Annotated in this window: 28 protein-coding genes; 17 read left to right on the forward strand and 11 right to left on the reverse strand. The window is 70.5% G+C overall.

What is annotated here, in order from left to right:
* Positions 1-23: 23 nt before the first annotated feature.
* Positions 24-1,739 carry a SulP family inorganic anion transporter gene (locus CRP55_RS27515; protein WP_097323028.1) on the reverse strand — a complete coding sequence of 572 codons (1,716 nt, stop codon included), beginning with the start codon at positions 1,737-1,739 and terminating at the stop codon, positions 24-26.
* A 68-nt stretch (positions 1,740-1,807) separates the two neighbouring features.
* Positions 1,808-2,311 (reverse strand): DUF1269 domain-containing protein, encoded by a 504-nt coding sequence (locus tag CRP55_RS27520; RefSeq protein ID WP_097323029.1) that lies wholly within the window; start codon positions 2,309-2,311, stop codon positions 1,808-1,810.
* 177 nt (positions 2,312-2,488) lie between these two features.
* On the opposite strand from CRP55_RS27520, the gene CRP55_RS54950 reads away from it, so the two are divergent.
* From CRP55_RS54950 to CRP55_RS27535, 4 genes are read left to right on the forward strand one after another with little or no spacing between them, the layout of a single operon-like run.
* Positions 2,489-2,686 carry a DUF8691 family protein gene (locus CRP55_RS54950; RefSeq protein ID WP_245923401.1) on the forward strand — a complete coding sequence of 66 codons (198 nt, stop codon included), beginning with the start codon at positions 2,489-2,491 and terminating at the stop codon, positions 2,684-2,686.
* Entirely contained in the window at positions 2,662-3,813 is a 1,152-nt protein-coding gene (locus CRP55_RS27525; protein ID WP_245923402.1) for an AI-2E family transporter, read from the forward strand. The genes CRP55_RS54950 and CRP55_RS27525 overlap by 25 nt, the downstream gene beginning before the upstream one ends.
* The gene (locus CRP55_RS27530) at positions 3,810-4,304 is read left to right on the forward strand and encodes a DUF1269 domain-containing protein (RefSeq protein ID WP_097323031.1); all 495 of its coding nucleotides are present in this window, start codon (positions 3,810-3,812) and stop codon (positions 4,302-4,304) included. Before CRP55_RS27525 ends, CRP55_RS27530 begins: the two co-directional genes overlap by 4 nt.
* A gap of 1 nt (position 4,305) precedes the next feature.
* On the forward strand, positions 4,306-5,619 hold the full coding sequence (locus CRP55_RS27535) for a DUF2252 domain-containing protein (RefSeq protein ID WP_097323032.1): 1,314 nt from the start codon (positions 4,306-4,308) through the stop codon (positions 5,617-5,619).
* Here the strand turns inward: CRP55_RS27535 and CRP55_RS27540 are convergent.
* Positions 5,592-7,097 carry a hypothetical protein gene (locus CRP55_RS27540; protein WP_101536215.1) on the reverse strand — a complete coding sequence of 502 codons (1,506 nt, stop codon included), beginning with the start codon at positions 7,095-7,097 and terminating at the stop codon, positions 5,592-5,594. The two genes, CRP55_RS27535 and CRP55_RS27540, sit on opposite strands and share 28 nt — an antisense overlap.
* A gap of 88 nt (positions 7,098-7,185) precedes the next feature.
* Between CRP55_RS27540 and CRP55_RS27545 the strand changes: the two genes are divergently transcribed.
* Genes CRP55_RS27545 through CRP55_RS27555 form a run of 3 tightly spaced genes read left to right on the forward strand, consistent with a single transcriptional unit; the run spans position 7,186 to position 8,378 of the window.
* Positions 7,186-7,590 (forward strand): DUF6325 family protein, encoded by a 405-nt coding sequence (locus CRP55_RS27545; RefSeq protein ID WP_097323033.1) that lies wholly within the window; start codon positions 7,186-7,188, stop codon positions 7,588-7,590.
* A 10-nt stretch (positions 7,591-7,600) separates the two neighbouring features.
* A complete protein-coding gene (locus tag CRP55_RS27550) occupies positions 7,601-8,047 on the forward strand; it encodes a DUF6325 family protein (RefSeq protein ID WP_179855351.1) in 447 nt (148 codons plus the stop codon).
* A gap of 4 nt (positions 8,048-8,051) precedes the next feature.
* Positions 8,052-8,378 (forward strand): SHOCT domain-containing protein, encoded by a 327-nt coding sequence (locus CRP55_RS27555; RefSeq protein ID WP_097323034.1) that lies wholly within the window; start codon positions 8,052-8,054, stop codon positions 8,376-8,378.
* Positions 8,379-8,973: 595 nt separating this feature from the next.
* On the opposite strand, the gene CRP55_RS27560 is transcribed toward CRP55_RS27555, so the two are convergent.
* On the reverse strand, positions 8,974-9,459 hold the full coding sequence (locus CRP55_RS27560; RefSeq protein ID WP_097323035.1) for a DUF6069 family protein: 486 nt from the start codon (positions 9,457-9,459) through the stop codon (positions 8,974-8,976).
* Between the two features lie 186 nt (positions 9,460-9,645).
* Between CRP55_RS27560 and CRP55_RS27565 the strand changes: the two genes are divergently transcribed.
* A complete protein-coding gene (locus CRP55_RS27565; protein WP_097323036.1) occupies positions 9,646-10,503 on the forward strand; it encodes an acetyltransferase in 858 nt (285 codons plus the stop codon).
* Here the strand turns inward: CRP55_RS27565 and CRP55_RS27570 are convergent, their stop codons facing one another.
* The gene (locus CRP55_RS27570; RefSeq protein ID WP_097323037.1) at positions 10,504-10,959 is read right to left on the reverse strand and encodes a hypothetical protein; all 456 of its coding nucleotides are present in this window, start codon (positions 10,957-10,959) and stop codon (positions 10,504-10,506) included. It lies immediately after the preceding gene.
* Between the two features lie 142 nt (positions 10,960-11,101).
* Between CRP55_RS27570 and CRP55_RS27575 the strand changes: the two genes are divergently transcribed.
* From CRP55_RS27575 to CRP55_RS27585, 3 genes are all read left to right on the forward strand, one after another.
* Positions 11,102-11,542, forward strand: coding sequence for a MarR family winged helix-turn-helix transcriptional regulator (locus tag CRP55_RS27575; RefSeq protein ID WP_179855352.1), 441 nt, complete (start codon positions 11,102-11,104; stop codon positions 11,540-11,542).
* A complete protein-coding gene (locus tag CRP55_RS27580; RefSeq protein WP_097323039.1) occupies positions 11,543-13,120 on the forward strand; it encodes a DHA2 family efflux MFS transporter permease subunit in 1,578 nt (525 codons plus the stop codon).
* Between the two features lie 174 nt (positions 13,121-13,294).
* A complete protein-coding gene (locus tag CRP55_RS27585; protein ID WP_097323040.1) occupies positions 13,295-14,767 on the forward strand; it encodes a GGDEF domain-containing protein in 1,473 nt (490 codons plus the stop codon).
* Positions 14,768-14,785: 18 nt separating this feature from the next.
* Here CRP55_RS27585 and CRP55_RS27590 read toward each other — a convergent pair whose 3' ends face one another.
* Together CRP55_RS27590 and CRP55_RS27595 are read right to left on the reverse strand one after the other, a co-directional pair.
* A complete protein-coding gene (locus CRP55_RS27590) occupies positions 14,786-15,394 on the reverse strand; it encodes an NAD(P)-dependent oxidoreductase (protein WP_097323041.1) in 609 nt (202 codons plus the stop codon).
* A gap of 2 nt (positions 15,395-15,396) precedes the next feature.
* Complete coding sequence (locus tag CRP55_RS27595) at positions 15,397-16,275, reverse strand: inositol monophosphatase family protein (RefSeq protein ID WP_097323042.1); 879 nt, start codon at positions 16,273-16,275, stop codon at positions 15,397-15,399.
* A gap of 66 nt (positions 16,276-16,341) precedes the next feature.
* Between CRP55_RS27595 and CRP55_RS27600 the strand changes: the two genes are divergently transcribed.
* The 4 genes from CRP55_RS27600 (at position 16,342) to CRP55_RS52290 (ending at position 20,673) form a co-directional block, all read left to right on the forward strand.
* Entirely contained in the window at positions 16,342-17,253 is a 912-nt protein-coding gene (locus CRP55_RS27600; RefSeq protein WP_097323043.1) for a LysR family transcriptional regulator, read from the forward strand.
* A gap of 18 nt (positions 17,254-17,271) precedes the next feature.
* The gene (locus tag CRP55_RS27605) at positions 17,272-19,692 is read left to right on the forward strand and encodes a glycogen/starch/alpha-glucan phosphorylase (protein ID WP_097323044.1); all 2,421 of its coding nucleotides are present in this window, start codon (positions 17,272-17,274) and stop codon (positions 19,690-19,692) included.
* Between the two features lie 82 nt (positions 19,693-19,774).
* Positions 19,775-20,176 carry a DUF6855 family protein gene (locus CRP55_RS27610; protein WP_097323045.1) on the forward strand — a complete coding sequence of 134 codons (402 nt, stop codon included), beginning with the start codon at positions 19,775-19,777 and terminating at the stop codon, positions 20,174-20,176.
* Between the two features lie 44 nt (positions 20,177-20,220).
* On the forward strand, positions 20,221-20,673 hold the full coding sequence (locus CRP55_RS52290) for a hypothetical protein (RefSeq protein WP_097323046.1): 453 nt from the start codon (positions 20,221-20,223) through the stop codon (positions 20,671-20,673).
* A 35-nt stretch (positions 20,674-20,708) separates the two neighbouring features.
* Here CRP55_RS52290 and CRP55_RS27620 read toward each other — a convergent pair whose 3' ends face one another.
* Together CRP55_RS27620 and CRP55_RS27625 are read right to left on the reverse strand one after the other, a co-directional pair.
* A complete protein-coding gene (locus CRP55_RS27620; RefSeq protein ID WP_097323047.1) occupies positions 20,709-21,131 on the reverse strand; it encodes a hypothetical protein in 423 nt (140 codons plus the stop codon).
* A gap of 68 nt (positions 21,132-21,199) precedes the next feature.
* Complete coding sequence (locus tag CRP55_RS27625; protein ID WP_097323048.1) at positions 21,200-22,006, reverse strand: SDR family oxidoreductase; 807 nt, start codon at positions 22,004-22,006, stop codon at positions 21,200-21,202.
* Between the two features lie 18 nt (positions 22,007-22,024).
* Between CRP55_RS27625 and CRP55_RS27630 the strand changes: the two genes are divergently transcribed.
* Complete coding sequence (locus CRP55_RS27630; RefSeq protein ID WP_097323049.1) at positions 22,025-22,525, forward strand: hypothetical protein; 501 nt, start codon at positions 22,025-22,027, stop codon at positions 22,523-22,525.
* 2 nt (positions 22,526-22,527) lie between these two features.
* The gene (locus tag CRP55_RS27635) at positions 22,528-23,328 is read left to right on the forward strand and encodes a GNAT family N-acetyltransferase (protein WP_097323050.1); all 801 of its coding nucleotides are present in this window, start codon (positions 22,528-22,530) and stop codon (positions 23,326-23,328) included.
* Here CRP55_RS27635 and CRP55_RS27640 read toward each other — a convergent pair.
* Positions 23,303-24,967 carry an AMP-binding protein gene (locus tag CRP55_RS27640; protein WP_097323051.1) on the reverse strand — a complete coding sequence of 555 codons (1,665 nt, stop codon included), beginning with the start codon at positions 24,965-24,967 and terminating at the stop codon, positions 23,303-23,305. The genes CRP55_RS27635 and CRP55_RS27640 overlap by 26 nt on opposite strands.
* Positions 24,967-26,178: an acyl-CoA dehydrogenase family protein gene (locus CRP55_RS27645; protein WP_097323052.1), complete on the reverse strand. Its 1,212-nt coding sequence runs from the start codon at positions 26,176-26,178 to the stop codon at positions 24,967-24,969. Before CRP55_RS27645 ends, CRP55_RS27640 begins: the two co-directional genes overlap by 1 nt.
* Between the last annotated feature and the right edge of the window lie 29 nt (positions 26,179-26,207).

The following is a 26,207-nucleotide window of genomic DNA, read 5'->3' on the forward strand; positions in this document are numbered from 1 at the left end:
AGCGTCGGCCTGACCACACAGCGTCACACCACCCGAGGCGGATGACTCCAGGCCTGACCGTGGCGCCGCTGATAGGCCGCCACCGCGTCCTCGACGGTCGGGAAGAAGTGCTCCTCCTCGATCTTCCCGGTCAGCTTGTAGCGGTCGAGCTTGGCCCGCACCGGGTGCTTCATCTCGGCGAACACCAGCGCGACGCCCTCGGCGTCGAGCTCGGCGTCGAGCTCCTCCAGCATGTCGGCGGCCGTGGTGTCGACGTCGGTGATCGGCTCGGCCGCCACGACGATCCACTTCGGGGCCGGGTCGGCATTCGCGATGTGCCGAATCTCCTCGCGGAAGCTGCGGGCGTTGGCGAAGATCAGCGGCGCGTCGAACCGGAACAGCACGAGGCCCGGCATCAGCTCGGCCGCCGGGTGTTCCCGTACGTCATGGAAGCCGTTGATCCCCTCGGCCCGCCCCAGTGTCGTCCGGTAGGGCCACCAGGTGCGCCGGAAGACGTTGAGCACCGAGAGGCCGACCGCGACGGCGATGCCGGGCAGCACGCCGAGCAGCGCCACACCGAGGAAGGCCGCGACCGCGAGCGAGAACTCGACCCGCCGCTGCTTCCACAGCCGGCGCAGGCCCGGGAAGTCGGTCAGCGACATCGACGCCGTGATGACCACCGCCGCCAGCATCGGCTGCGGCAGGTCACGCAGCAGGCCGGGCACGAGGACCAGCATCAGCGTGATCGCGGCCGCGCCGACCAGCCCCGTCACCTGCGTCCGGGCGCCGGCCTGGAAGGCCACCGCCGTGCGGGACCCGCTGGTGCTGACCGGGAAGCCCTGGAACAGACCGGCCGCGAGGTTGGCCGCGCCGATGCCGGCCATCTCCTGGTTGCCGCGGACCTCCTGGCCGGTACGGCCGGCGAAGGCCGAGGCGGTGGAGATGGTGTCGGTGACCGAGACCAGGGTGATGCCGAGCGCGCCGGCCGCCAGCAGGCCCAGCTCCGACCAGCTGACGGTCGGGACGGTGAACGGCGGGAAGCCCTGCGGCAGCGGGCCGACCAGGTCGACGCCCTTGTCCTCCAGATCGAAGACGGCCACGGCGATGATGGCCAGCACCACCGCCACCAGGATGCCGGGCACCTTGGGCAGCCAGCGGCGCAGCACGCCGATCACGATCAGGCCGCCCACGCCGATGGCGAGCGCGGCCGGCACGGTCTCGCCGTCGGCCACGCCCTTGACGAAGCCGCCGGCCTCGGCGAACAAGCCGTCGGCGTCGACCGAGAAGCCGAACAGCTTGGGCAGCTGGCCGATGAGGATGGTCAGCGCCAGGCCGTGCATGTATCCGAGCTGGGTGGGATGCGAGAGCAGGTCGGCCACGAAGCCGAGCTTGGCCACGGCCGCGATGGTCATGAACAGGCCGACCAGCAGCGCCAGCACCGAGGCCAGCGCGACCGCCTTCTCGGGGTCGCCGCCGGAGGCGACCAGCGGGATCACCACCGCTGCGATCATCGGGCCGAGCGACGAGTCCGGGCCCAGCACGAGGACCTTCGAGGGGCCGAAGACCGCGTACGCGACCAGGCACAGGATCGACGTGTAGAGGCCGGTGATCGCGGGCAGGCCGGCCAGTTCGGCGTACGCCATGCCCTGCGGCACCAGCAGCGTGGTCAGCACGATGCCGGCCACCAGGTCGCGGGGCAGATAGCCGGACTTGTAGGTGGCCGCGACCCGCAGGCCGGGAATCCAGTCGGAGCGCGCCATCTCCCACCCCTCTCACGGCGGACGCCGCCCTGCTCTCGCGGGCGGCGTCCTTTTGCTGCGTCAGCTCATTACTGGGCGGCGGTGTCGCCCTTGCCGTGCAGAGCGTCCTGGAGCTCGGCCTCGGCCTCCTTGGACAGCGAGGACTTGATCACCGTACCGCCGTACTGGCTCAGCGCCTCGACGGCCTTGTCCGGCGTGACCGCCTCGACGACCAGGAACAGCGCCGACGTGCCTGGCTGGAGCTCGTCGCGGATGCGGTCCTGGAACTCCTTGCTGATGGCGTTCTTCGTCAGCTTGCCGGTGAGCGCGCCCAGGCCGGCGCCGATGGCCATGCCGAGGATCGGGATGAAGAACAGGACACCGAACAGCAGGCCCCAGAACATGCCCCACGTCGCGCCGGCGCCGACCGGCTGATGATTCGTGGTGACGTGGAACTTGCCCTCCTTGTCCCGAATGATCACCGCGATCGCGTCCGGCTGGATGATGAGATCCTTGGCCAGACGATTCGCCTCCAGCGACGCCGCCGTCGCCGTGGTCTCGTCGGGGTACCCGATGGCGACCAGAGTTGCCATGATTGACCTTCCCCTTCGTACCGCGTGGTAACTGCCGTCGCCGCCGTAGCGGCGGCGTCCCGCACAGTCAGCCATGCGCCGGCGCCCCGGCGACTCACCTCGCGAGGATGAAACCGCCGAGCGTTCATCCCTGTCGGAGGAAGGATCGGCCAGGGCTTTCGGCGAAGGTCGGACGGTATGGAGCAGTACGAGTTCCGGGTCCGCGGGTTCCTCGGCCCCGTGCTTCGCATAGCGCTGGGCGGCCTGCGCTGCCGCGCCGTGCCGCGACAGAGCGTCATTCAGGGCCGGTTGTCCGAAGAGGATCTCGAGCGGCTCATCGAGCGGCTCGACCGGTCCGGGGTGGAGGTGCTGTGTCTGAGCCGAGTTCCCCGCTGAGTCCCGGTCTGGGTCCGCCCATCCCGCGCGGCGTCATCGTCCTGCTCGGCACGGCCTGCCTGGTCGTCGTCGTGGCCGGCATGAAGGGCATCGCCGGCCTGATCGCGCCGGTCATGCTCGCGCTGATGCTCGCCGTCACGGTCAGCCCGCTCACCGAGTGGATGCGCCGGCGCGGCAGCCCGGTGTGGCTGGCCGCTCTCACCACGATCGTCGTCGTCAACGTGGTGCTGTTCGCCCTCGGCGGCGCCCTCTATGTGTCGGCGGCCCGGCTGCTCGAGCTGATCCCGACCTACCAGGACCAGTTCGCGCAACTGCGTGACGACCTGGCCGGGCAGCTCGCGGGCCTGGGCATCAGCACCGAGCAGGTGCAGTCGGCGCTGGCCGGCATCGACTCGGGCACGGTGCTGCACTTCGCCGAGAGCATCCTGGGCGGCCTGGCCGGCGCGCTGTCGAACACCGTCTTCCTGCTCGCCGTGCTGCTGTTCATGTGCCTGGACACCGTCGACTTCCCGCGGCGCCTGGTGTCGTCCGCCGGCGAGCGGCCCGAGGTGGTCGGCGCACTGCGGTCGTTCGCCCAGGGCACCCGCCGCTACCTGCTGGTCTCCACCGTGTTCGGCCTGATCGTGGCGTTCATCGACATCATCGGGCTGTGGGCCCTCGGCGTTCCCCTGCCGCTGCTGTGGGGACTGCTGTCGTTCATCACCAACTACATCCCGAACATCGGCTTCGTGATCGGCCTGGTCCCGCCGGCCCTGCTCGGCCTGCTCGAGGGCGGCCCGGGCCTGATGGTGGCCGTCATCGTCATGTACTGCGCGGTCAACTTCGTGATCCAGTCGGTGATCCAGCCGAAGATCGTCGGCGACGCGGTCGGCCTGTCGGCCACCGTCTCGTTCCTGTCGCTCATCTTCTGGGCCTGGGTCCTGGGCGGGCTCGGCGCGCTGCTGGCCATTCCGCTCACGCTGCTCGCCAAGGGCCTGCTGATCGACATCGACCCCAGCACACGCTGGGTCAACGCGCTGCTCTCGAACTCCGTACCGGCCGAATCGCCCTCTCCGGATGAGGCGCCCCCGGCGCGCTCCAACGGACGATGGCGGCGTCCCCGACGATCCGCTAGGAGCACCCCATGACCACCTTCACGGTGTGGAAATTCGACGACCCGAAACGCGCTGAGAACGTCTTCGGCATCGTCAAGAACGCGGCCGGCGATCACCTGATCCATATCGTCGACCACGCGATCGTCAGCTGGCCCGAGGGCGCCGAGAAGCCCGACATCCACCACTCGCACGACAGCGCGAAGCACGGCATCGGCTGGGGCGCCTTCTGGGGCATCGTGGTCGGCGGCCTGTTCCTCGTACCCATCATCGGCGGCGCGGTCGGCGCCGGCGTCGGCGCGCTGGCCAAGGCGACCGAGGGCACCGGCATCTCCAAGGAACAACTGGAGAGGATCCGGACCGAGGTCACCGAGGGCACCTCGGCGCTGTTCCTGGTCACCGACAGCGGCGACCTGGACCGGCTCGGCGAGCGTTTCCGCGGCGAGCACAGCCAGCTGATCGCCACCAACCTGACCGAGGGCGAGCGCGACATCCTGCTCGAGACCTTCTCCGACGCCAAGGCCTGACATGACACCTGACGAACGGGCCGCGGCCGGCCGACACGCGCTCGAAGAGGTGCCGCTGGAGGCACACGCCGAGGTTCCCACCCCGGCCGGCCGGGACGCCAACGGCGTGCTGGCCGAGCAGGAGCAGACCCGGCTGCCGGAGCTCCTGCCCATCCGGCACGAGCGGATGAGCACCGACCCGTTCGCCTTCTACCGGGCCAGCGCCGCCGTGATGGCGGCCGACCTGGCCGCCGGACCGTCCACCAGCCTGCGGACGCAGCTCTGCGGCGACGCGCACCTGGCCAACTTCGGCATGTTCGCGTCGCCCGAGCGGCGCCTGGTCTTCGACCTCAACGATTTCGACGAGACCCACCCCGGCCCGTTCGAGTGGGACCTCAAGCGCCTGATCGCCAGCCTGGCCCTGGCCGGGCGGGCCAACGGCCTCAAACGCAAGGAGCGGGCGGTCATCAGCTCCGCCGCCGCCCGCGCCTACCGCGAGGCGATGGCCTCGTTCGCGGCCATGGGCAACCTCGATCTGTGGTACGCGCACGCGGACGTCGAGTCGCTGCGGTCGCAGCTCGACAAGACCCGGAGCAAGAAGGTCGCGGCGGCGGGGGCCAAGGCCCGCGGCCGTACGAGCCTTCAGGCGTTCCGCAAGCTCACCGAGGTCGTCGACGGCAAGCGGCGGATCGTCGCCGACCCGCCGCTGCTGGTGCCGGTGCGCGACATCATGCAGGGCGAGGAAGACCTCGAGGACCAGATCCGCGAGCTGCTCGACGGCTATCGCGACACGCTGCCCGAGGACCGCCGGCGCCTGTTCGACGGCTTCACCTACGTCGACATGGCCCGCAAGGTGGTCGGCGTCGGCAGCGTCGGCACCCGGTGCTGGATCATCCTGCTCACCGGCCGCGACGACGAGGACCCGCTGCTGCTGCAGGTCAAGGAGAGCGGCCCGTCGGTGCTGGCCGACCACATCAAGGCCGGCGAGTGGGACAACCACGGCCGCCGGGTGGTCGCCGGCCAGCGGCTCATGCAGGCGCACAGCGACATCTTCCTGGGCTGGCAGAGCTACGGTGGCCGCGACTTCTACGTGCGCCAGCTGCGCGACTGGAAAGGCACGATGGAGTCCTCGACGTTCAAGCCCGAGGGGCTGCGCCTCTACGGCGAGATCTGCGCGTGGACGCTGGCCCGGGCCCACGCCCGCGGCGGCGACCGCATCGCGATCGCCGCCTACCTGGGTGAGAGTGACGCCATGGACCGCGCCCTGGTCCGGTTCGCCGAGTCCTACGCGGACCGGACCGAGAGCGATCACGCCGCTTTCAAAACCACTTCCTGACGCCGGGCGATCAAGGTCACCGCGACCTCGTACGCCGCCAGCAGCACCAGGATCACGAGCAGGCTCATCCAGGACGACCAGATGAGGGCCGCGATCCCGGCGACCACAAGGCCACCGATCCGCACCGCGTCCAGGTAGCGCGCGATGAAGCCGGGCGCGTGGTCGCCGGCTACCCGCGCGCCCCGCCACGCCCACTTGGCGCCGATCACGGCCTGCCGCCGCAGCCACCGCGCAATGCGCCCCGGCCCGGCCAGATAGGCGATCACGGCCAGGATCGCGCCGATCCAGATGAGCTGCGTGCCCCGCTCCCGCAGCACCGAGAAGATGCTGTCGACGGCCGCGTTGACCCCGTCCCGGTAGACACCTTCCGGCACCTGCTCGACCACCTGCCGGCGCACCGCCCGCACGATGGCGGTCACCGCCACGGCGGCCACGACGAGCCAGATTCCCAGTTGTACGGCGGTCCGGCGCCGCCGCGGCGACACCACGAAAGCGGCCAGCACCAACACGATCGTCGAGGCGACGAACAGGGCCAGGTAACGCTTCGAAGCGGCCACCGTGTCCTGGAGCGCCTTGAGCTGGCCGCCGTCGTACACGGTGAACTGCGCGAAGTTGGCCGGCAGACTCACGCCCAGCGCGTCCTCCACCCGTACCCGCAAATTGTCGGGAATCGCCCCGGAACTCAGGTCGGGCAACGTGATCGTCTTGCCGAACAGCGTCGGCAGCTGCGCGCTGAGCTCCCGCAGCGCCTGGTTGATCAGCGGCAGCAGGTCGATGGTGATCTGGTCGCCCTGCGCGGTGACCACCTCGCTCTCACCCTCCACGACAGCCATGACGCGGTCGTGGACGCGGCGGTTGAGCTCGATCCACACGGTCTGGAAGCCGTCGCTGCGCAGCACGTTGGTGACGACGTTGCGGACCTGGGTGCGCAGCTGGCCGGCGATCGGGCCGGCCGCGAAGGCGGCCTGCTGAGGCAGGACGTCGCGCAGGCGCTGCTCCACGTCGAGGACCGAGAAGGTCTGTGCGGTGGCGTATTCGGCGACCGCGGCCGAGATCTGCGGATCCTGCGGCAGCGGGGCGACCGTGCTCACCCAGCGGTCGGTGCTCAGGGTGGTGCGGGCGGCCCAGAGGCCGACCACGCTCAGCACGAGCGCGAAGGCGGCCACCGCGGCCAGGATCGCCGCGACGACGCCACGCACCCTCCGGCCGACGGCCCTCTTCTTGACCGGCTCGCCCTTCGTGGCCAGCTCGTCGTTCTTCGTGGCCAGCTCGCGGCGCAGATCGGCGACCTCGGTGCGGAGCCGTTCGAGCTCGGCGTCGCCTCCCACCGGCGTACTCACCGGCGTCTCTTCACCGCTCTTTTCGCCGCTCGCCGGGGCCGGGGCCGTCACGGCGTCGCGCTCCATGTCGCTCGCCGCCCGGTTGGGTTGGTCGCCGTTGCCGGCAGCCTCGGCCGCCGTGGGCACGCTGCTCGTCATGCTCCGACCGTCGCCGATCGGCCTGGCGTGCCGATTCATCCCTGCCGGATGAATCCCGTCACCCACCGCGCGGCGCACGCTGAGACACATGGCATTGGGGCCGCTGGAACTCATGGTCTTGTCCTTTCCCGCGGAGGATCTCAACGACGGCGTATGGGCGACTTTGAACCGGCTCGATCGGGCCGACCAGATGTGCGTCGTGGACGCGCTGGTGGTCCGCAGCGACCAGGCCGGTGGCACCCGCGCGGTCGAGTTGTGCGACCTGCCCGGCATCCGCGGTGATCCCGATGTGCTGTCCGCCCTGGCGACGGGGCTGATCACCGAGTCCGACATCACCGACGTGGCGGAACTGCTCGACGACGACGCCACGGAGGTGCTCGCCGTCCTGCTGGAACACCGCTGGATCGGCGACCTGGCCGGCGGGGTCGCCGCGACGCGCGGCCAGATCGTCGCTCTCACCCACATCTCGGGCGCTCCGAGCCCGGTGCACTGAAAGGACAGACATGCCCGAAGTCGACGAGTTGGGCCCCATCGACTACCTGTGCGTCGAGCTGCCGCCGGGCAGCATGGACGGCAAGGCGTTCTCCCTGCTGGAAGACCTGGTCGACCGGCACATCATCCGGGTGCTGGACATCGCATTGGTCCGCAAGAGCCCGAACGGCCAGGTGACGGTCCTCGAGGAGGCCGAGTTCGACGTGAACGGCCTCGGCTCCTTCCACGGCGCCGCTTCCGGCGTGCTGGGCGGCGAGGACCTCCAGGAGGCCGGCGAGCTGCTGGAACCGGGCGCGGCCGCGGTGATCCTGATCTACGAGAACACGTGGGCGGCCCCCTTGGCCCGCCAGCTGCGCCACGTCGGCGCGCAACTGCTGGCCAGCGGCCGCATCCCCGTGCAGCAACTGCTCCAGGCCCTGGACGACTCGGAGCCGCAGTACGCGGCCAAGGGAAGGTGACCCGATGCCCGGACTGCTCCGAGGTATAGCCCGCACCGCGGTGGTGGCCGGCACGGCATCGGCCGTCTCCGGCCGCGTGCGCCACCGCCAGGACGGCCGCTGGGCCCGTCAGGAGGCCGAGAACGACATGCTGCAACAGCAACAGCAGCAGCAGTACGCGCCCCCACCCCAGCAGGTCTACGTCGCGGCTCCGCCCGCCGCCGCCGCGCCCGCCTCACCCGACATGGCCGCCAAGATCGACCAGCTGAAGCAACTGGCCGACCTCAAGGCACAGGGCATCCTCACCGACGCCGAGTTCGAAGCTCAGAAGGCCCGCATCCTGGGCCAGTGACACGATCGCGCCGGCCGCCCCCGATCGCCCGGGGCGGCCGGCGGCCTGTGCCCGCGTGCCGACGAGCATCGTGACCTCGACGGGCTCGGCGTACGAGCCGGCGCACGGACCTGCTCCGCGAAGGCGGCGCGTTCGCCCGGAGCGGGCAGCATGTCGGCGGAGAAGGCCGAGTACAGCCCGCCGAGGAGCTCATGGAAGCTGATCGTGTCCACATACCCGGCCCTGGACTCCGACACCTGCCGACGGTCCCGGCCGAAGTACAGAGTTTTCGCTGAGAGCGACACCGCGTTCATAGTCGCCACGGGCGATGCCCGGCGTGACACCCCTTTCGCGGTCCAAAGGGCGGCACTGATCGCGATCGCAGCCGCGCTCGGCCGCGGGGCTGGCCGCGTTCGCCGCGGATCGGGGTGTTCGGAGTTCAGCCCGCCGCGGTTGGGAGTTGAGAGGCCTTTGCCGGTTGGGCGGGGCACGATCTCGATGGCGACGCCGAGGTGGGCGGCCCATCTGGACAGGCCACCGTGTTTGACGCCGCGCATCAGCGGAGCCGTCTGCTTGCCGAAGAGCCCGCCTTGAGTGGGCGCACGCCGCGCTGACGTCAGCTGTAGGTGCGCGGGTACGGCCGGGGTGACGGGGGCGGCTGCGGGACGCGGATGACGGCCGACTTCGCGACGCCGGCCACGAGGGAGCCGATCGCGATGCCCAGCACCATGTTCAGGCCCGCCGTGTAGATGCGGGCGCCCAGGCTCGCGTCCGTCACGAACGGCGCCAGCATCGCCACCACCGTGGCCAGGCCGACCACCCAGCCGAAGAAGCGCATGGGCCTCGGCGTGGTCAGCAGCAGCAGGTGGACCAGGCCCGTGGCGACCAGCGCCGCCATGCCCGCGCCGAAGGCGTACCAGCCGGTGGACGCGTCGCCCCACGTGCCCTGGCCTTTCGGGGCGAGCACGTCGATGTCGAACAGGCCTCGGCCGAACAGGATCCCGGCGATCGCGATCAGGGCCGCGACCACCGCGGTGGCGGCGCCGCCGGACCAGAGCTTGCCGGCGTTGACGGCCGGGCGAGTTTCGTTGATACCGGTCATGGGCTTGAGCCTCTTCGACGCCGCCGCCGGGACGCTTCACCCCAGATGGATGGTTCCTGATATGTTGGCCGGGCACGCCGACGAGTAGCCGAAGGGAGGTCAGAACGATGTCCGATGTTCTGCGCCCCTTCCGCGGCCCGGCGTCCCCGCGGTTCTAGCGAGGCGCGCTCCATCCTGGAGGCCCGCATGACCGTTTTGACGTTCCGCCCGCTCGCCGCGGGTGAGGAAGATCTGTTCGATTCGCTGCCCGATCCGCTGCCCGAGCTGCGCCAGGCGTCGTTCGCCGACGGCCTCGCCTCCGGCGGTTTCGCCCATTCTCGCGCGTGGATCGCCTTGGCGGACGACAAGCTTGTCGCCCGCGCCGCCTGGGTCCTGCCGCCCGGCGCCGTCGGCCGGCCCTGGCTGGAGCGTTTCGACGCGGCCAGTCCCGAGGTCGGTGCCGCTCTGCTCACCGAGGCCCATGCGGCGCTCGGCGGTCCCCTGCCCTACTACGCCGCCGCTCCCGCGCACTGGCGGCAAAGGCCCGAGTCAAAAGCGGTTGTTGACGTACGCCGGGAAGCCGCGCGACGGGCGGGTCTGGTCGAGCGGGGTGAGCGTCTGCGCCTGACCTGGGCCGGCGCGAACCTGCCGGCCACCAGCGGGCGGCACACCTTCCGGCCTGTCACCGGCGAGGACGAGATCAGGTCCCTGGTCGCCCGGATCGGCCGGCCCGACATCGTCACCGGGGCCGAGACCGCGCTCGCTGTCCTGGGGGCCGATCTTGCCTCGGCTCCGCTGCCCTGGCTGCGTACGGCCAAATGGTTGGTCTCCGAAGAAGTGGGCCTTGTCGCCGCCGCCGGTGATCATTGCTATCCGCTGATCGGCTACCTGGGCCTGCTCGACGCGGGCGCCCGGGAGGAGTTGATCGCCGAGGCCGTCCGCGTGCTCAGCGGCGCCGGGGCCCGGGAGGTGGTGGCCGACGTCGACTCCTACCGGGTCGAGGTGCTGGCCGCCTTGGAGCGGACCGGCTTCCGCCAGGTCCGCTCCCGGATCGTGCTCACCTGATCAGCTGTTGATCGAGGCCTGACGCGCCTCGATCGCCTTGACGGTGTTGTGCAGGGCCTTGACCAGCACGCCCTTGCCGACGCTGCCGAGCAGCAGCCCGGTCACCTTGCCCTTGAGGTTCTTCCCTTCGCGCACCACCACCGCGTCCAGGGTGGTGGTGCCGTCGGGCTGCCGGGTCAGGGTGTACGTGTGGCCCGAGTCGCCGCCCCAGATGTTGGAGTCGGTGGTCTTCATGGTGACGCGGGCCGGATCGGACCAGTCGTAGGTCAGGCGTTCCCAGACTCCGCCGCCGCCTTCGGTGACGTCGGCGTGGGTGGCGCCCAGCTCGTGCACCTTGAGGTCGGCGTCGGAGCTGTTCGCGAACAGCTTCTGGCGGCCCGGGCCGAAGTCGGTGAGCCCGGCGACGAACTGCTCGGGGGTGAGGGTGGTGGTCTCGTGCATCCGGATGATCGACATGTGAACAGCTTGTCGGCTCAAGCACCTCCGCCGAGCCGGTAGGAGACCCTGGTGAGTCCCGGGCCTGCCCTGGGGCGACCCCCGGGTGACCTGGGACTCACTCGCTTATATGGGTATGCCGTCATACCTAATACTTCCGGGCGTGAACGAGATCGCCGCCGCCGTCGTGGAGCTCGCGCCCGCGCTGCACCGGGCGCTGGAGCGCCGCGCCGACACCGAGATCGACTTCCCGCGCCCGCCGGACCTGCAGCTGTCGGCGCTGCGCCTGGTCCGGCGGCATCCCGGCACGACCGTGCGGGAGCTCGCCGGCGAGCTCCAGCTCAAACCGAACAACGCCAGCGCCCTGGTCACCGCCATGGTCACCCAGGGGTTGCTGGTCAAGGAACACGACCGGGCCGACCGCCGGGTCGTGCGCCTGCGCCTGACCGATCAGGCGCGGCAGCGGCACGACGCCGTGCAGGGGTTGTTCACCGGCTATGTCGAGGCGGCCCTGGCCGCCCTCACCGACTCGGAGCGCCGTGATGTGGCCGCGGCGCTTCCGGTGCTTCACCGCATCGTGGAACAGATCAAAGCAGGAGAGTAAGTGACCACCCTGACCAAGGCGCCCACCGCGCCCGCGCCCGTCTCGCGGCGCACCAAGCCCTGGCTGTCCCTGATCGCCGTCGCGTTCGGCCTGTTCATGGTCGGACTGGACGGCAGCATCGTGTCGATCGCCAACCCGGAGATCGGCCGCGACCTGAACGCCAGCACGGCCGGCCTGCAGTGGGTGACCAACTCCTATCTGCTGGCCCTGGCCGCCTCGCTGATCCTGGGCGGCAAGCTCGGCGACCGGTTCGGCCGCCGCACCTACTATCTGGTCGGCGTGGCCGGCTTCACCGTCGCGTCGGTCGCCATCGGCCTTTCCGGCTCGATCACCGGCGTGATCGTCTTCCGGGCCGTGCAGGGCTTCTTCGGCGGCCTGCTCATGCCGAACACGCTGGGCATCCTGCGGGCGGCCTTCCCTCCGAAGAAGTTCGGCATGGCGGTCGGCATCTGGGCCATGGTGTCGTCGGTGTCGACAGCGCTCGGCCCGATCATCGGCGGCCTGCTGGTCGAGCACGTCAACTGGGAGTCGGTCTTCTACGTCAACGCCCCGATCGGCGTCATCGCCCTCGCCGTGAGCGCTTTCGTGCTGCCGCAGAGCAAGAACTCGACCGGCCGGCACAGGTTCGACATCCCCGGCATCGTGCTGCTGGCGGCGGGCCTGGTCGTCATGGTCTTCGGCGTGGTCAAGGGCGAGACGTGGGGCTGGGGTTCGGCGGCGACGCTGGGCACGATCGCCGCCGGCCTGGTGATCCTGGTGGTGTTCGGCTGGCACGAGACCCGGGTCGAGCACCCGCTGCTGCCGATGCGCCTGTTCCGCAACAGGGCGCTGACCATCGGCACGGTGCTGACCGCGGTGAACTTCTTCGTGCTGCTCGGCTCGATCTTCTACGTGATGCTCTACCTGCAGAACGTCCGCGGTTACACGCCGGTCATGGCGGGCGTGCTCACCTTGCCGCTGAGCCTGGCCTCGGTGGTGGCGTCGCCGCTCGGGGCGGCGCTGACCGACCGTTTCGGCCCGCGACTGACCATGCCTCTCGGCATGGCGTTGCAGGCGCTGGCTTCGTTCGGCCTCTTGCTCTTGCAGACCAATTCCTCGTACGCCGTGATGTGGCCCTCGTTCATCCTGTTGGGCCTGGGCGTCGGTATGATCATGGCCGCCTCCTCGGAGGCCATCGTCGGCAACGCCCCGGTCAGGGACGCGGGCGTGGCCGGCGGCTTGCAGGCGACCGCCTTGCAGATCGGCGGCGCGCTGGGCACGTCAGTGCTGGTCTCCCTGATCAGCAGCAAGGCCGGCGCCACCCTCTACACCTCACTGACCGGCGCCGGCGTCCCCGCCCCACTGGCAACCGGTCTGCTGGAGGCGAAGGACGCCGTGGCCATGGGCGTGGCCCCCGTCTCCCCCGACATGACAGCCGACATCAGGTCCGCGGTCGTCGACGGCGCCGCCCAGGCTTTCATCAACGGCTTGCACGTGGCCGCCCTGACCACAGCAATCCTGTGCCTAGCCGCCGCCGCGGTCGCCGTGGCAGGCGTCCGCCGAGGCCCGTCCCCAACCGAGGGCGTGGCCGCACACTGATCCCCTGGTGCGGGTGCGGCCCCCTCCGCACCCGAACCCGCGGCCGCGCCGTGTTCCCCGCGCCGTCTTCGGCTTCCGAACCCGTGGCCGCGGACTCCCGGGTGCGGTGCTACCGGCTTGCACCCGGAACGCACCCGGATAACGCCCCGGGCCGCGCAGGCTTCAGGGGTGCCGATGGCCTTGTTGAACGCGCCGCTCCGCCGATGGGCGGGATGGCAGCTCATCCTTGCCCTCGGCGCCCCGGTGATCGTCCTGTACTACTGGTTCCTGCATCTGGGCCCCGCGTGGGGCGGCCTGCAGGTGGCCCTTTACACAAGCGCGAACGGTGCCCTCGCGGTGAGCTGTCTGGTCACCGCGTGGCGCCGGCGTGACCTGCGCGCCATCATGCTGTTGTTCGCCGCCTCGGCCCTCACCTCCATCTTCGGCGACGTCGTCTTCTACTTCCTCGCCCTGGTGGGCGGCGAGGTGGCGTATCCCAGCATCGCCGATCTGGGTTATCTGACGGCATATCCGCTGCTGGCCAGCGGCCTGCTGCTGCTCGTACGCCGCCGCACCCCGGGCCGTGACTTCGCGAGCGCGCTCGACGCCGCGATCGTCGCGGTGAGCGCCGGCTACCTCGTGCTCGAGTTCACGATCCTGCCCACCATGGAGATCAGCTCGGCGAACATCGTCACGCTCGTCTCCGTCGCCTACCCGGTCGGCGACCTCATGCTCATCGTGGTCGGCGCCCGCCTCATGATCGGCGGCGCCCGCACGGCTCCTCTCCTGATGATCGGCGCCTACCTGGCGCTGGTCTTGTTCTCCGACACCTTCTACATGGTGCAGACGCTCGACGGCTCGTACCGTGCGGGCAATTTCCTCGACGCCGTCTGGATGAGCGCCGCTTTCATCCTGGCCGCCGGCGTGGCCCACCCCGAAGCCCCGAAGCTGCTGATCCGCAACGGCACCGTGACGGCTGACGCCACCGGACGCCGCCTGATCGTCCTGGCCGTGGCCGCCGTCATGGCGCCGACGGTCATGATGGTGCAGTACCTGCGCGGCGCGACCCCGCACATCATCGTGGCGGGCCTGGTCTGCAACCTCCTCTTCCTGCTGGTGGTGGGCCGCATGGCCGGCCTGGTCCGCGCGCAGCGGCACGCCGCCATCACCGACGCGCTGACCGGCTTGCGCAGCCGGCGCTTCTTCGAGCAGTCGCTGCGCTCGGAGGCGTCCCGGGCTTCCCGCCACGACGCCGACCTGAGCATGCTGCTGCTGGACATCGACCACTTCAAAACCGTGAACGACACCTACGGCCACGGCGGAGGCGACCGCGTGCTGGTCGAGGTGGCCGACCGCCTGCACGCCGCCGTCCGCCCCGGCGACCTGGTAGCCCGATACGGAGGCGAGGAGTTCGCCGTCCTGCTCCCCGGCGCCGGCCCCGCCGAGGCCGCCGACATCGCCGACCGCTTGCGCCGAGCCATCGCCGCCACCCCCATCGCAGTCACCGAAGACCAGAACCACCACGTGACAGTCTCCGTAGGCGTAGCAGGCACCCAGATCCCCGAGGAAATGGTCCTCTCCGCCGACCGGGCCCTGTACGCCTCGAAGAACGCCGGCCGAGACCGGGTCACCATCGCCGACGCCATCCCCACCCCGGTAGCCGCCTGACCCCGGCCGCCACCGACCTCAGCCGTTGAGCGCGACCACGAGCCGCCCCGCGAAGCGCGGATCGAGCGCCTCGCCGGTCATGGCGCCCACCACCGCCGCGCGGCTCACCCGGGCCGGGAAGAGCCGGCGCGGGGCGTCTTCCAGGGGCAGCGTGCGGTGCGCGGGCGGCCCGCCGGTCATCGGGCCGACATGGAAGACCGTGCCACCGGCGGACAGGATGGCCGCGTCGGCCGCCACCTTGTCCGGGATCTCGGCCCGCATGACCAGCCCGAGCAGCCCCCGCGTCAGAGCACCGGCCGCCGCCGCCGACGGCCCGGTGCCGTAGGCGCCGAGCCACACGATCCGCCCCACCGCGGAGGCCACCACGGCCTTGGCCCCGGCAGTCAGCACCCCCGGCAGGTCGCCTTTCGTCATCCCGAGGCCGGAGACGAGCACGTCGGCCCCCTCGACCGCCCGGACGATCGACGCCGGGTCGTACACGTCGGCCGCGACCGCGGTCAGCCCGGGCCGCGCCCGCACCCGGGCCGGGTCACGCGCCAGCGCCGTGACCTGCACACCACGCGCGAGCCCCGCCTCCACGAGCAGGGACCCGACCGCCCCGGTCGCACCGAGCACCGCGATCCGCATCGTCACGCCACCCCACGCTCAACGCCAAGGCTCGCCGCACCCGCAACCGCCGCACCCGCAACCGCCGCACTCGGAACCGCCGCGCCCGGGGCGCCGGGGAGGTCGAAGACCGCGGCGCGCAAGGCGTCGAGGGCGGCCGCATGCAGGCCGGGCGCCGCCGCCAGGTAGCCGCTGCTCGTGATGTCCCACGGGTCGCCGGTCAGGTCGGTGACCACTCCGCCGGCCTCGCGGACGATCAGGAGGGGGCCGATGTGGGAGCGGACGTTGTCGAACTGCCACACGGCGTCCATCCGGCCAGCGGCCAGCTGGGCCAGCTCGTGCGTGACGGGGACGGACATCCGGACGTACAACGCCTCCTTCATCATCGCCGCGATGCCGGCGCCGACCCGCTCGGCGGCCCGGGCGTCGCGGCCGGGTTTGGCCTGGCCCGTTCCGGCCAGGGCCGCCGCCAGCTCCTTCTTCGCCGAGACGCGCAGGGGTGTGCCGTTGAGGTGCGCGCCCTCGCCCGCCACCGCGGTGAACATCTCGCCGGTCAGCGGCGCGTAGAGCACAGCCAGCTCCGGGCGGCCGTCCCGGACCAGCGAAACGCCGATGTTCCAGTCGGGCATGCCGTGCACGGCGTTGACGTTGCCGCCGACCGGGTCGACCACCCACCAGTCGCCCTCGGGCATCGGGCCGGTGGCGTGCTCGTCCTCCTCCCAGCGGGAGCCGGGCAGCGCCGCCGTCAGCACGGGCCGGAGCAGGCCGGCCACGGCGGCGTCGTTGGCCCGGACGGCGGCGACGAGCTCCTCGAAGCCCGCGGGTCGCGCGTCGACGGAATAGCGGGTGAGCAGCCGGGCCCCGGCCTGCCGGACCGCCTCGGTGACTACGGAAAGGTTCATGCGTCGAGCCTCGCGGGAGGGAGAGATTAAGTCCAGTGCACTCTCGTTAGGCTACGATTTACCGCCATGCAACTGGATCTGAACCTGCTCACCGCGCTCGACGCCCTTCTCGAGGAGGGCAGCGTGACCGGCGCCGCCGACCGGCTGCGGCTCTCGCCGCCCGCGCTGAGCCGCACGCTGGGCCGGATCCGGCGGCACACCGGCGACGACATCCTGGTGCGCACCGGGCGGACGATGACCCCCACGCCGTACGCGCTGGCGATCCGCGACCAGGTGCGCGACCTGGTCCGGCAGGCCAACCAGGTGCTGACGCCGAGCCGCGAGCTCGACCTGGCCGCCCTCGAACGGACCTTCACCCTGCGCTGCCACGACACCCTCGCCACGGCCCTCGCGCCGGCTCTGCTGAGAATCGTGGCCGACCAGGCGCCGGGGGTGCGGCTACGTTTCCTGGCCGAGACCGCGGTCGACACCGACGACCTGCGCCATGGCCGGGTCGACCTGGAGGTGGGGGCCGATGCCCCCGCCTCGCCCGAGTTCCTTTCCGAAACCATCGGGCACGACCAGCTCGTCGTTGCCATGCGGCGCTCACATCCGTACACAAATGGAATTGACCTCGAGCGTTTCGTGACGCAACCGCATGTGCTCGTCTCGCGCCGGGGCCGCCTGGCCGACCCGGTCGACGAGATCCTGGCCACGCACGGCCTGCACCGGCGCGTGCTGGCCTCGGTCGGCACGGGCGCGGCCGCCGCCCATGTGATCAGCGGCAGTGATTTCCTGATGACCGTCCCGCTGGGTATGAGCCTTCCGCTGATCGAGGCGTTCGGGCTGGTCACGACGCCTCTTCCGGTTCCGGTGCCGGACATCGCGATCGTCGGCGTGTGGCATCAGCGCTACGACACCGATCCCGGGCACATGTGGCTGCGCACACAGGTCCGGGCCGCTTTGACGTCGGCAATGCGACAACTTCCGGAAACCTGATTGAGGCAGGGTGCACGCATGGACCTTCGCAACGGGGTGGAACTGCGGTCGCTCGGCAATACGCCCGACGAGTTCCGGCAGGACATGCTGAGCAATCTGTACTACCGGCGCGGCACGACCGTGGAATCGGCGAGCGCGCAGGACGCGTACGAGACGCTGGCCCTGACCGTGCGGGACCGCCTGGCCGAGCGCCGCGCCCGGACCGCGGCGGCGCAATACGAAAGCAATCCCCGGTGGGTCTATTACCTGAGCGCCGAATATCTGCTGGGCCCACAGCTGGAACAAAATCTGCTTTATTCAGGTACGTCGGAAGCGGCGCACAAGGCTCTGGAAGCGTGCGGCTTCAAACCCGAGGAAATCGCCGCGCTCGACGTCGAGCCCGGTCTGGGCAACGGCGGCCTCGGCCGGCTCGCCGCCTGCCTGCTCGATTCGCTGGCCACGCTGGACATTCCCGCGGTGGGCTACGGCATCCGGTACGACCTCGGCATCTTCCGCCAGGAGTTTCAGGACGGGCGGCAGATCGAACGGCCGGACGACTGGGCTTTCCAGGGCGACCCGTGGGAGTTCCCGGCGCCGGACGACGTTCAGACGGTGGGCTTTTACGGTCACGTCGACGAACGGGACGGCCGCAAGGTGTGGCAGCCGGGCGAAGTCGTGCTCGGCGAGCCCAGCCATTTGCTGGTGCCCGGCTATGGCACGACGACCGTCAATATCGTACGGCTGTGGCGCGCTCGCGCCCATCAAGCCTCGTTCGACCTGACGCGTTTCTCGGCCGGGCAATACGCCGAGGCCGTGCAGGACGCGGTCCGGGCCGAGAACATCAGCAAGGTCCTCTATCCGGACGACAGCACGGCGGCCGGTCGCGAATTGCGCCTCAAGCAGCAGTACTTCCTGGTCTCGTGCTCGCTGCGGGACATCGTGCGGCGGTTCCGGCTGCGCAACTCCGATTGGGACGCGTTCGGTTCGAAGACGGCGATCCAGCTCAACGACACCCATCCGGTGCTGGCCATTCCGGAGCTGATGCGCCTGCTGGTCGACGAGGAGGGCCTCGACTGGGACCACGCGTGGTCACTCGTGCGGCAGACGTTCAACTACACGTGTCACACGCTTTTGCCGGAGGCGCTGGAGACGTGGCCGGTGGACATGCTCGGCCGCCTTCTCCCCCGCCACCTGGAGATCATCTATCTGATCAACGCCGGTCTTCTCGAGGAGGTCCGGTCGCGCTTTCCCGGCGACATCGACCGTGTACGGCGGATGTCGCTCATCCAGGAGACGCCGGAACGCCTCGTTCGCATGGCCAATCTCGCCGTGACCGGCACGACCATGACCAATGGCGTGGCCGAATTGCACACGCAGCTTCTGACCTCGACCGTCCTGCGAGACTTCCACGACCTTTGGCCGTCCCGTTTCGCCAACGTGACGAATGGCGTTTCCCCGCGCCGATTCGTCCGGCTGGCGTCGCCGGGGATCTCAGCGCTGATCTCTTCAGGCCTCGGCCATGATCGCTGGCTCACGGATTTGTCACTCCTGTCGGGCTTGGAGGCGCTCACCGGCGACGCGTCGTTCCGGGAGCAGTGGCGTGAGGTGAAGAGGTCGGCCAAGGCGGCCCTCGGGCTCGGCGACCCGGGCGCCCTGATGGACGTGATGATCAAACGCTTCCACGAGTACAAGCGCCAGCAGCTCAAACTGCTCCACGTGATCACGCTCTACCAGCGGATCAAGGCCGGCGGCTACGACGGCGTGCCCCGCACGGTCCTGTTCGGCGGCAAGGCGGCCCCCGCCTACCAGGCGGCCAAGAACATCATCCACCTGATCAACGCGGTCGCCGCGGCGGTCAACGCCGACCCGGCCGCGGCGGGCCTGCTGCGCGTGGCCTTCCCGGCCAACTACAACATCACGCTGGCCGAGCACATCATCCCGGCCGCCGACCTGAGCGAGCAGATCTCCATGGCCGGCAAGGAGGCTTCCGGTACGGGCAACATGAAGCTCACTCTGAACGGCGCCCTCACCATCGGCACCCTCGACGGCGCCAACATCGAGATCCGCGACCGCGTGGGCGCCGACAACTTCTTCCTGTTCGGCCTGGACGCCCCCGCCGCGCTGGCCCTGCGCTCCGGCCCCTACCAGCCGCGCGACCACTACCACGCCGACGACGAGCTGCGCGCCGCCCTCGACGCCATCCGATCCGGCGCCTTCGGCGGCGTAGGCCACGACGTGGCGGCCTCCCTGCTCGACCGCGACGAATACCTGACGTTGGCCGACTACCGCTCCTACGTCGACGCCCAGGCCGGGGTGGACGCCGCCTGGCGCGACCAGGACCACTGGACCACGATGTCGATCCTGAACACGGCCCGAGCCGGCTTCTTCTCCTCCGACCGCACAGTCACCGACTACTTGGACCGCATCTGGCACGCCACCCCGGTCCGGGTGGAGGGCTGAGCTCGGAAGGGTGCATTTCTCGGTGCCGGGCCCGTCACGGCGGCTGTCCGCTTAGCCTCAGTGGGCGAACGGAGGTGCCGTCATGGCCGCAGGGACCCGGGACGATCCGTGGCAGTTGCGAACGCCGCCGGGCTCGTCAGCGTACTCGATCCACCGCGACGAGACCGTCGATCCGCCCGTCCTGGTCTGCCAGGTCGGATCGACGAAGCTGGCATATCACGCACGGGCCGTCGAGGACCTGCACGCGTGGCTCCGCGAGCGGGGCGACTGGGTGCCGCTCGGAGCGGCCGACGAACAGAAGGCCGCCGCCGAGGGCACGGTGGAGGCCTGGGGTCGCTCGGCGGACAATCCGGTCGGCGGTTGGTACGGGCTGCGCAAGGGCTATCGCGGCCGCTTCGGGATGTACCTGCCGCCGCTGCTGGAGGAGCTCGGCCTGGCCGAATTGACCCACGAGGCCCGGAACAACCGCATGCGGGCGGTCTGAGGCAGCGCCGAAAAATGTCATACCCCACTGGAAGACTCCTGGGCATGTTCACAGTGGAGTTCGAGCGCATCGGCTATGCCCCTTTCATCCTTCGTGCGGTGTCCAGCGCGACCCGGCCGCTGCTCGTCGAAGAGGTCTATGCGGCGTGGGCCGCTTCGGTGACCTCGTCGGCGAGCCACCTGGTGCGATGGCCGGCGCCGGGCCGCGCGTGGGAGACCTTCGAGTCCGACGTACGGGCCCTGGTCCGCTCCGGCGACCTGGTCACCTGCGCCGACGACGAGCCGGCGTCCCACCCCCACCATCACCTGACCCGCGGCCACGAGGGCCACGCGCCCTTCCGCCACGGCCCCGCCCCCACGGTGCTGCGCTATCTGGCCACCCCCGCCGGCGCCGAGGCCTGGCGCTCCTCGCTGAGCGACCCGTTCCTGCGCAAGGCTGTGCTCGCCCTGACTCAGCTCAGCCCGCGATCGACCCCGGTCGGCGCCGGCCGCCGATGAGCCGGCTCCCACCCCGCGCGCTCCGGGCATGGGAGTCAGTCGGCGTAGAGACCCCGTATTCCGTGGCGGCGCATCAAGCCGGGAAGCGGGTCCGGCGCCGATCTTCGGCGGGCGGGCCAGATTCCCGCCACCTCGACCGGCGAGTTGGGGCCGGGCACGTCGTACGGCTTCCCGGCCGGGCACACGGTCAGGCTTGCGCCCCAGGGCGGGCTGGCCGTCCAGCCGATGCGCTCGATCGCCGTCCACGCGTACGAGCGGCGCAGGCCGTGCCGGTCGCGGATCAAGAGCCCTTCCTCGTCGGCCAGGATCGCGTTGCGCCGGCGGGCCAGCGCGACGATGACCGCCGCCGCCACGATGGCGAAACCGGCCGTGAAGAACGCCTTGCGGAAGGCAAGGGCCACCATGAGCAACGCCGCCGGCAGGACGATCGCCGGCCAGGCCCGCGACTCCCCCAGCACGACGACCTCACCGACCGGCTCCGTGCCCTCTTCCGATGTGATCGCTCTGCCCTCCCGGCGTCGACGGATCAGCCGTCCTGGACGGACAGATCGTGCCTGCGGTGGGTGAGGCGCTCGGCCAAGGATGCCGGTGCGACGCGGCGCAGGGCGAAGACCAGCGGGGCGTTGCTGCCCACCGCGTAACGCTGGCGGGGGCGGCGGGCGGAGATCGCCTTCAGGATGGTTTGGGCTACACGTTCCGGTGGGGTGCCGGCGCGCTCGTTGCGGTCCAGGGCGGCCAGCATCGTCTCGAAGCGGCGGCGGTGCGGGGAGTTCTGGTTCACGTAGACCGTGCGGCGCTCGCTGATGCCGGTGGCGATGGAGCCCGGTTCCACGGTGGTCAGCCATACCCCGTACGGGGAGAACTCATGTCGTGCCCCGTTGCTGAAACCTTTGATCGCGGCTTTCGAAGCGACGTACGACGAGCGGTAGGCCAGCGGGAACGAGGCCAGCATCGAGCCGACCATCACCACCCGGCCGTAGCCGCGCGAGCGCATGCCCGGCAGGGCGAGCTGGGCCAGGCGCACCGGGCCGAAGACGTTCACCTGGAAGACGCGCCGCAGCGCCTCGTCCGGCAGCTCCTCGAACGGGCCGGACTGGCTCTCGCCCGCGTTGTTCACCAGCACGTCGACGCCGGCGAGCGTCCCCGCCAGCGCCTCGACCGACGCCGGGTCGTCCAGCTCCAGCGGCAGATATTCCACGCCCGGCAGCGGATCGGCCACCGACGACGGCTTGCGCGACGTCCCGTACACCCGAAAGCCGGCCGCCACCAGGGCCGAAGCCGTCGCCCGGCCGATTCCCGACGAGGCACCCGTGACCAGAGCAGTGCGATCCATCGATGCACAATATCGGGCGTGAATCTCTGGGAGGTCAAGCGCTCCGGCGAACGCGCCCAATGGACCGTCACGCCGCTGGTCAGCGTCGGCCCGCTGAGCTTCGGCGCGACGCACGGGGAGGTGGTGGCCGCGCTCGACGGTGAGAAGGCGAGCATCACGTTCGGCGGTCCGCCCGAGGAAGCCCACTTCGATGACGCCGGTGTGACCACCTACTACGCCGGCGGCCGCCTGTACTGCGTGGCGGTCGACGCCCTCAGCGGCCCTCAGGTGCTGCTGGAGGGCACCGCCTTGGCCGGGCGCGCCCCCTCGGCCGTCGAGCAATGGGCTGTCGACCAGGCCCGGACGCGACAGCTGGAGTTGCGTTACACCCACGCCGGCGATCCCCTGATCACCGAATACAGCGTGATCCTGCGAGCACAGCGCGCGGGCGACATCGTTCTGAGCCGTCCGGTTTTTCTCGAAAAGCCCTGTGATGTCGCATGGGACTACGTCCCGCCGAGAGAGTGGCAGACTTTCTGACCATGGTCGATATCGATGCGCTTCTCGCCACCTACGACTCGCAGATGCGGATGCCGCCGGGCGCCGTCCCGACCGGCATGACGTACGAGCACGACGGGCCGGTCCTGCGGGTCGTCGGCGGCCACACGGGACGCGTCCGGGCGCCGCGCGACGTCGGTGTCAGCGGGGAGGCGCTGGATCGGCTGATCGTCCGGCAGGTCGACTACTTCCAGGCTCGGGGCGAGGGCGTCGAGTGGAAGGTACGGGGCCACGACCTTCCCGCGGATCTCCCGGAGCGCCTGGTCGCCGCGGGCTTCGTGGCGCAGGACGAGTCGGCGGTGCTGATCGGTTTCGCCGACGAGGTGGCGGCCGAACCGGTTCTGCCCGACGGCGTCGCGCTGCGGCGGGTCAGCGAAGCCGGGGATCTCCGCCGCATCGCCGACCATCAGACCGAGGTGTGGGGTTTCGACGTTTCCTGGGTCGAGGGCCATCTGGCGGCCCAGGTGTCGGCCGACCCCGAGCAGATCACCATTCTGGCCGCCGAGGCCGGCGGGCGGTTCGTCTGCACCGCCTGGTCGATCTACCATCCCGGCACCGACTTTGTCGCGTTGCTGGGCGGCACGACGCTGCCCGCCTGGCGGGGGCGCGGTCTCTATCGCGCGATGATCGCCGCCCGGGCCCGGGAGGCCGTCGCCCGCGGTTTCCGGCTGCTGCACGTCGACGCTTCCCCGGACAGCGCGCCCATTCTGCGCCGGCACGGCTTCCACCAGATCACCACGGCGACGCACTACCAGCGGGTCAAGGACGGGGCAGGTCGCGGGTGAGGACCTTCCCGGTGGCGTTGCGGGGCAGGGCTTTCAGGAAAACCACGTCCCTGGGTACGCAGAAACGGGCGCGATGCGAACGCACGTGCTCGCGGATCTGGTCCTCGTCCAGGGTGGCCCCGTCCCGCGGCACCACGTAGGCGGCCAGGCGCTGGCCGTATTTCTCATCCGGCACGCCGATCACCGCCACCTCTCGCACCTGCGGCAGGTCGGCCAGGAGGTTCTCCACCTCGGACGGGAAGACGTTCTCCCCACCCGACACGATCATGTCGTCGGCCCGCCCGTCGATGAAGACGCGCCCGGCCTCGTCGAGGTGCCCGACGTCGCCGGTGGCCAGCAGACCGTCGTGGACGTCGCCGGAGGACGCGTTGGTGTAGCCCTCGAACAGCATCTCGTTGCCCACGAAGAGCCGCCCCGTCTCACCGGCCGGCACCGGCCCGCCCTCCTCGTCGAGCACCCGCACCACCGTCCCGTGCGGCGGCCGCCCCGCCGTCGACGGCGCCGCCCGCATGTCGGCCGGCGTGGCGATCGACGCCCAGGACGCCTCGGTCGACCCGTACAGGTTGTAGAGGATGTCCCCGTACCGGTCCATGAACCGTGTGGCCAGCCCACCGGGCAAAGCCGACCCGCTGACCGCCACCACGCTGAGCGGCACGTCCCGTACCGGCTGCTCCATGATCTGCTGCACCATCACCGGCACACCGATGAGCGCCGAACACTTCTCGCGGGCGACCGTGTCCAGCGCGTCCCCCGGCTCGAACCGCCGCCGCAGCACGATGGTGGCCCGCAGCGCGATCGCGATCTGCAGGGCCGCGAACCCCCACGTGTGAAACAGCGGCGCCGCGATCAGCACCCGCACCCCGGCCCGCAACGGAATCCGGTCGATGATCGAACACAACGGCGAGAACCCACCCGGCGTGGGCCGCCGGGCACCCTTGGGCGTCCCGGTGGTGCCCGACGTCAACACGATCGTCCGCCCGGCCCGCACCGGCGGCCGAAGCACCCCAACGTCGCCGGATTCGGCGATCAGCCGCTCGAGCTCGCCTTCGCCCAGAAACGCTCCCGAACGCAGACCCCGCCCTCCCAGAGGGGGACCCCCGCCCAGAGAGCCATCAAACCCCAAAACCCCAAGATCGTGCCGACACCCTGTGGACAACCCCTCCGCCGCAATCGGCTCGCCTGTGGAGGAGTGAGCCGCCGGTTCGCGCACGGAGGGCAGGGCCGCAGCGAACTCGTCGTCGTAGATCAAGCCGCTCAACTGCTGGTTCTCGACAACGACGGCCAACTGCGCCGCCGACAGCCCCGTGTTCATCAGGACCGGGTCGGCGCCGATCTGGGTGACCGCTATCAGGCTCTCGACCATCGACGCCGAGTTGCGGCGCAGCAGGCCCACCCGGTCTCCCGGGCCGAACGGCAACGCCGCGGCCAGGCGGGACGAGCGGTTCAGCAAGTGGGCGTACGTCGTCGGGCCCTTCTCGTCGATCACCGCGACCCGCCCCGGACTGCGCGCCGCCGCCTGGCGCAGCTCGCCGGCCAGGCCGAAGCCCCAGCGGCCCAGCGCCGCGAACTGCCGCACGATCCGTACGGGATGGCCGGGGTTCAGCAGGCCCCGCCGGGCCATGGTCCGCACGACGAACATCAGCGGATCTGCATGCCGGTGATCGCGCGGGAGATGACCAGGCGCTGGATCTCCGACGTGCCCTCGAAGATGGTGTAGATCTTCGCGTCGCGGTACATGCGCTCCACCGGGTGGTCGCGCAGATAGCCCGCCCCGCCCAATATCTGCACCGCCTTTTCGGTGACCGCGACCGCGACTTCGCCCGCTTTCAGCTTCGACATGGAGCCTTCGCCGGCTTCGAACGGCTTGTCGTTGCGGCCCATCCACGCCGCCCGCCACACGAGCAGCCGGGCCGCGTCGATCTCGGTTTTCATGTCGGCCAGGGCGAACGCGATCGCCTGGTTCTCCACGATGGGCCGCCCGAACTGGACCCTTTCCCGGGCGTAGGACAGAGCGTATTCGTACGCCGCCCGCGCGATCCCGATCGCCTGCGCGCCCACCGCCGGGCGGGACAGCTCGAACGTCCGCATGGCCGCCTGTTTCGACGCCCGCTGCCCGCCACGAGCCCGGGCGAGCCGCTCGTCGAGCGCTTCCTTACCGCCGAGCAGGCACGACCCGGGCACCCGCACGTCGTCGAGGAAGACGTCGGCCGTGTGTGACGCCCGCAGCCCGAGCTTTTTCAGTTTGCGGGACGCGGCCAGCCCGGGCGTGTCCGGTGGCACGATGAAGGCCGCCTGCCCCCGCGACCCCAGCGCCGGGTCGACCGACGCGGTGACGACGTGGACGTTGGCGATGCCGCCATTCGTCGCGTACGCCTTCTGCCCGTTCAGAACCCACGTGTCGGAAGCCTCGTGATAAACGGCCCGCGTGCGCATGGCGCCCACATCGGAACCCGCCTCAGGCTCCGTTGTGCAGAAAGCGCCGACCGCCGGCGCGGATGCGTCCCCGAAGCACTGCGGCACCCATTCGACGAGCTGTTCCGGGGTGCCCGACCCATAGATGGCCGCCACCGCCAGTGACGTGCCGGAAATGGCCATCCCGATGCCGCCGTCGCCCCAGAAGAGTTCCTCGTTGGCGATCGGCAGCGACAGCCCGGCCATGTCGGCCCACGTGTTGACCAGGAACTCGAAGCCGTACAGCCCGATCTTCGCCGCCTCCTGCAGGACGGGCCAGGGCATCTCCTCGCGCTCATCCCATTCGGCCGCCGCGGGCCGAATGACGTTCGCGGCGAAACCGTGCACCCATTCGCGCAGGTCGTTTTGCTCTTCGTTCAGATCGAGCCAGAACTCCATGCGAAACCTTCCCCAGGAGAGACGGGGCT

This window comes from Paractinoplanes atraurantiacus (assembly GCF_900215205.1).
Classification (GTDB): Bacteria; Actinomycetota; Actinomycetes; order Mycobacteriales; family Micromonosporaceae; genus Actinoplanes; species Actinoplanes atraurantiacus.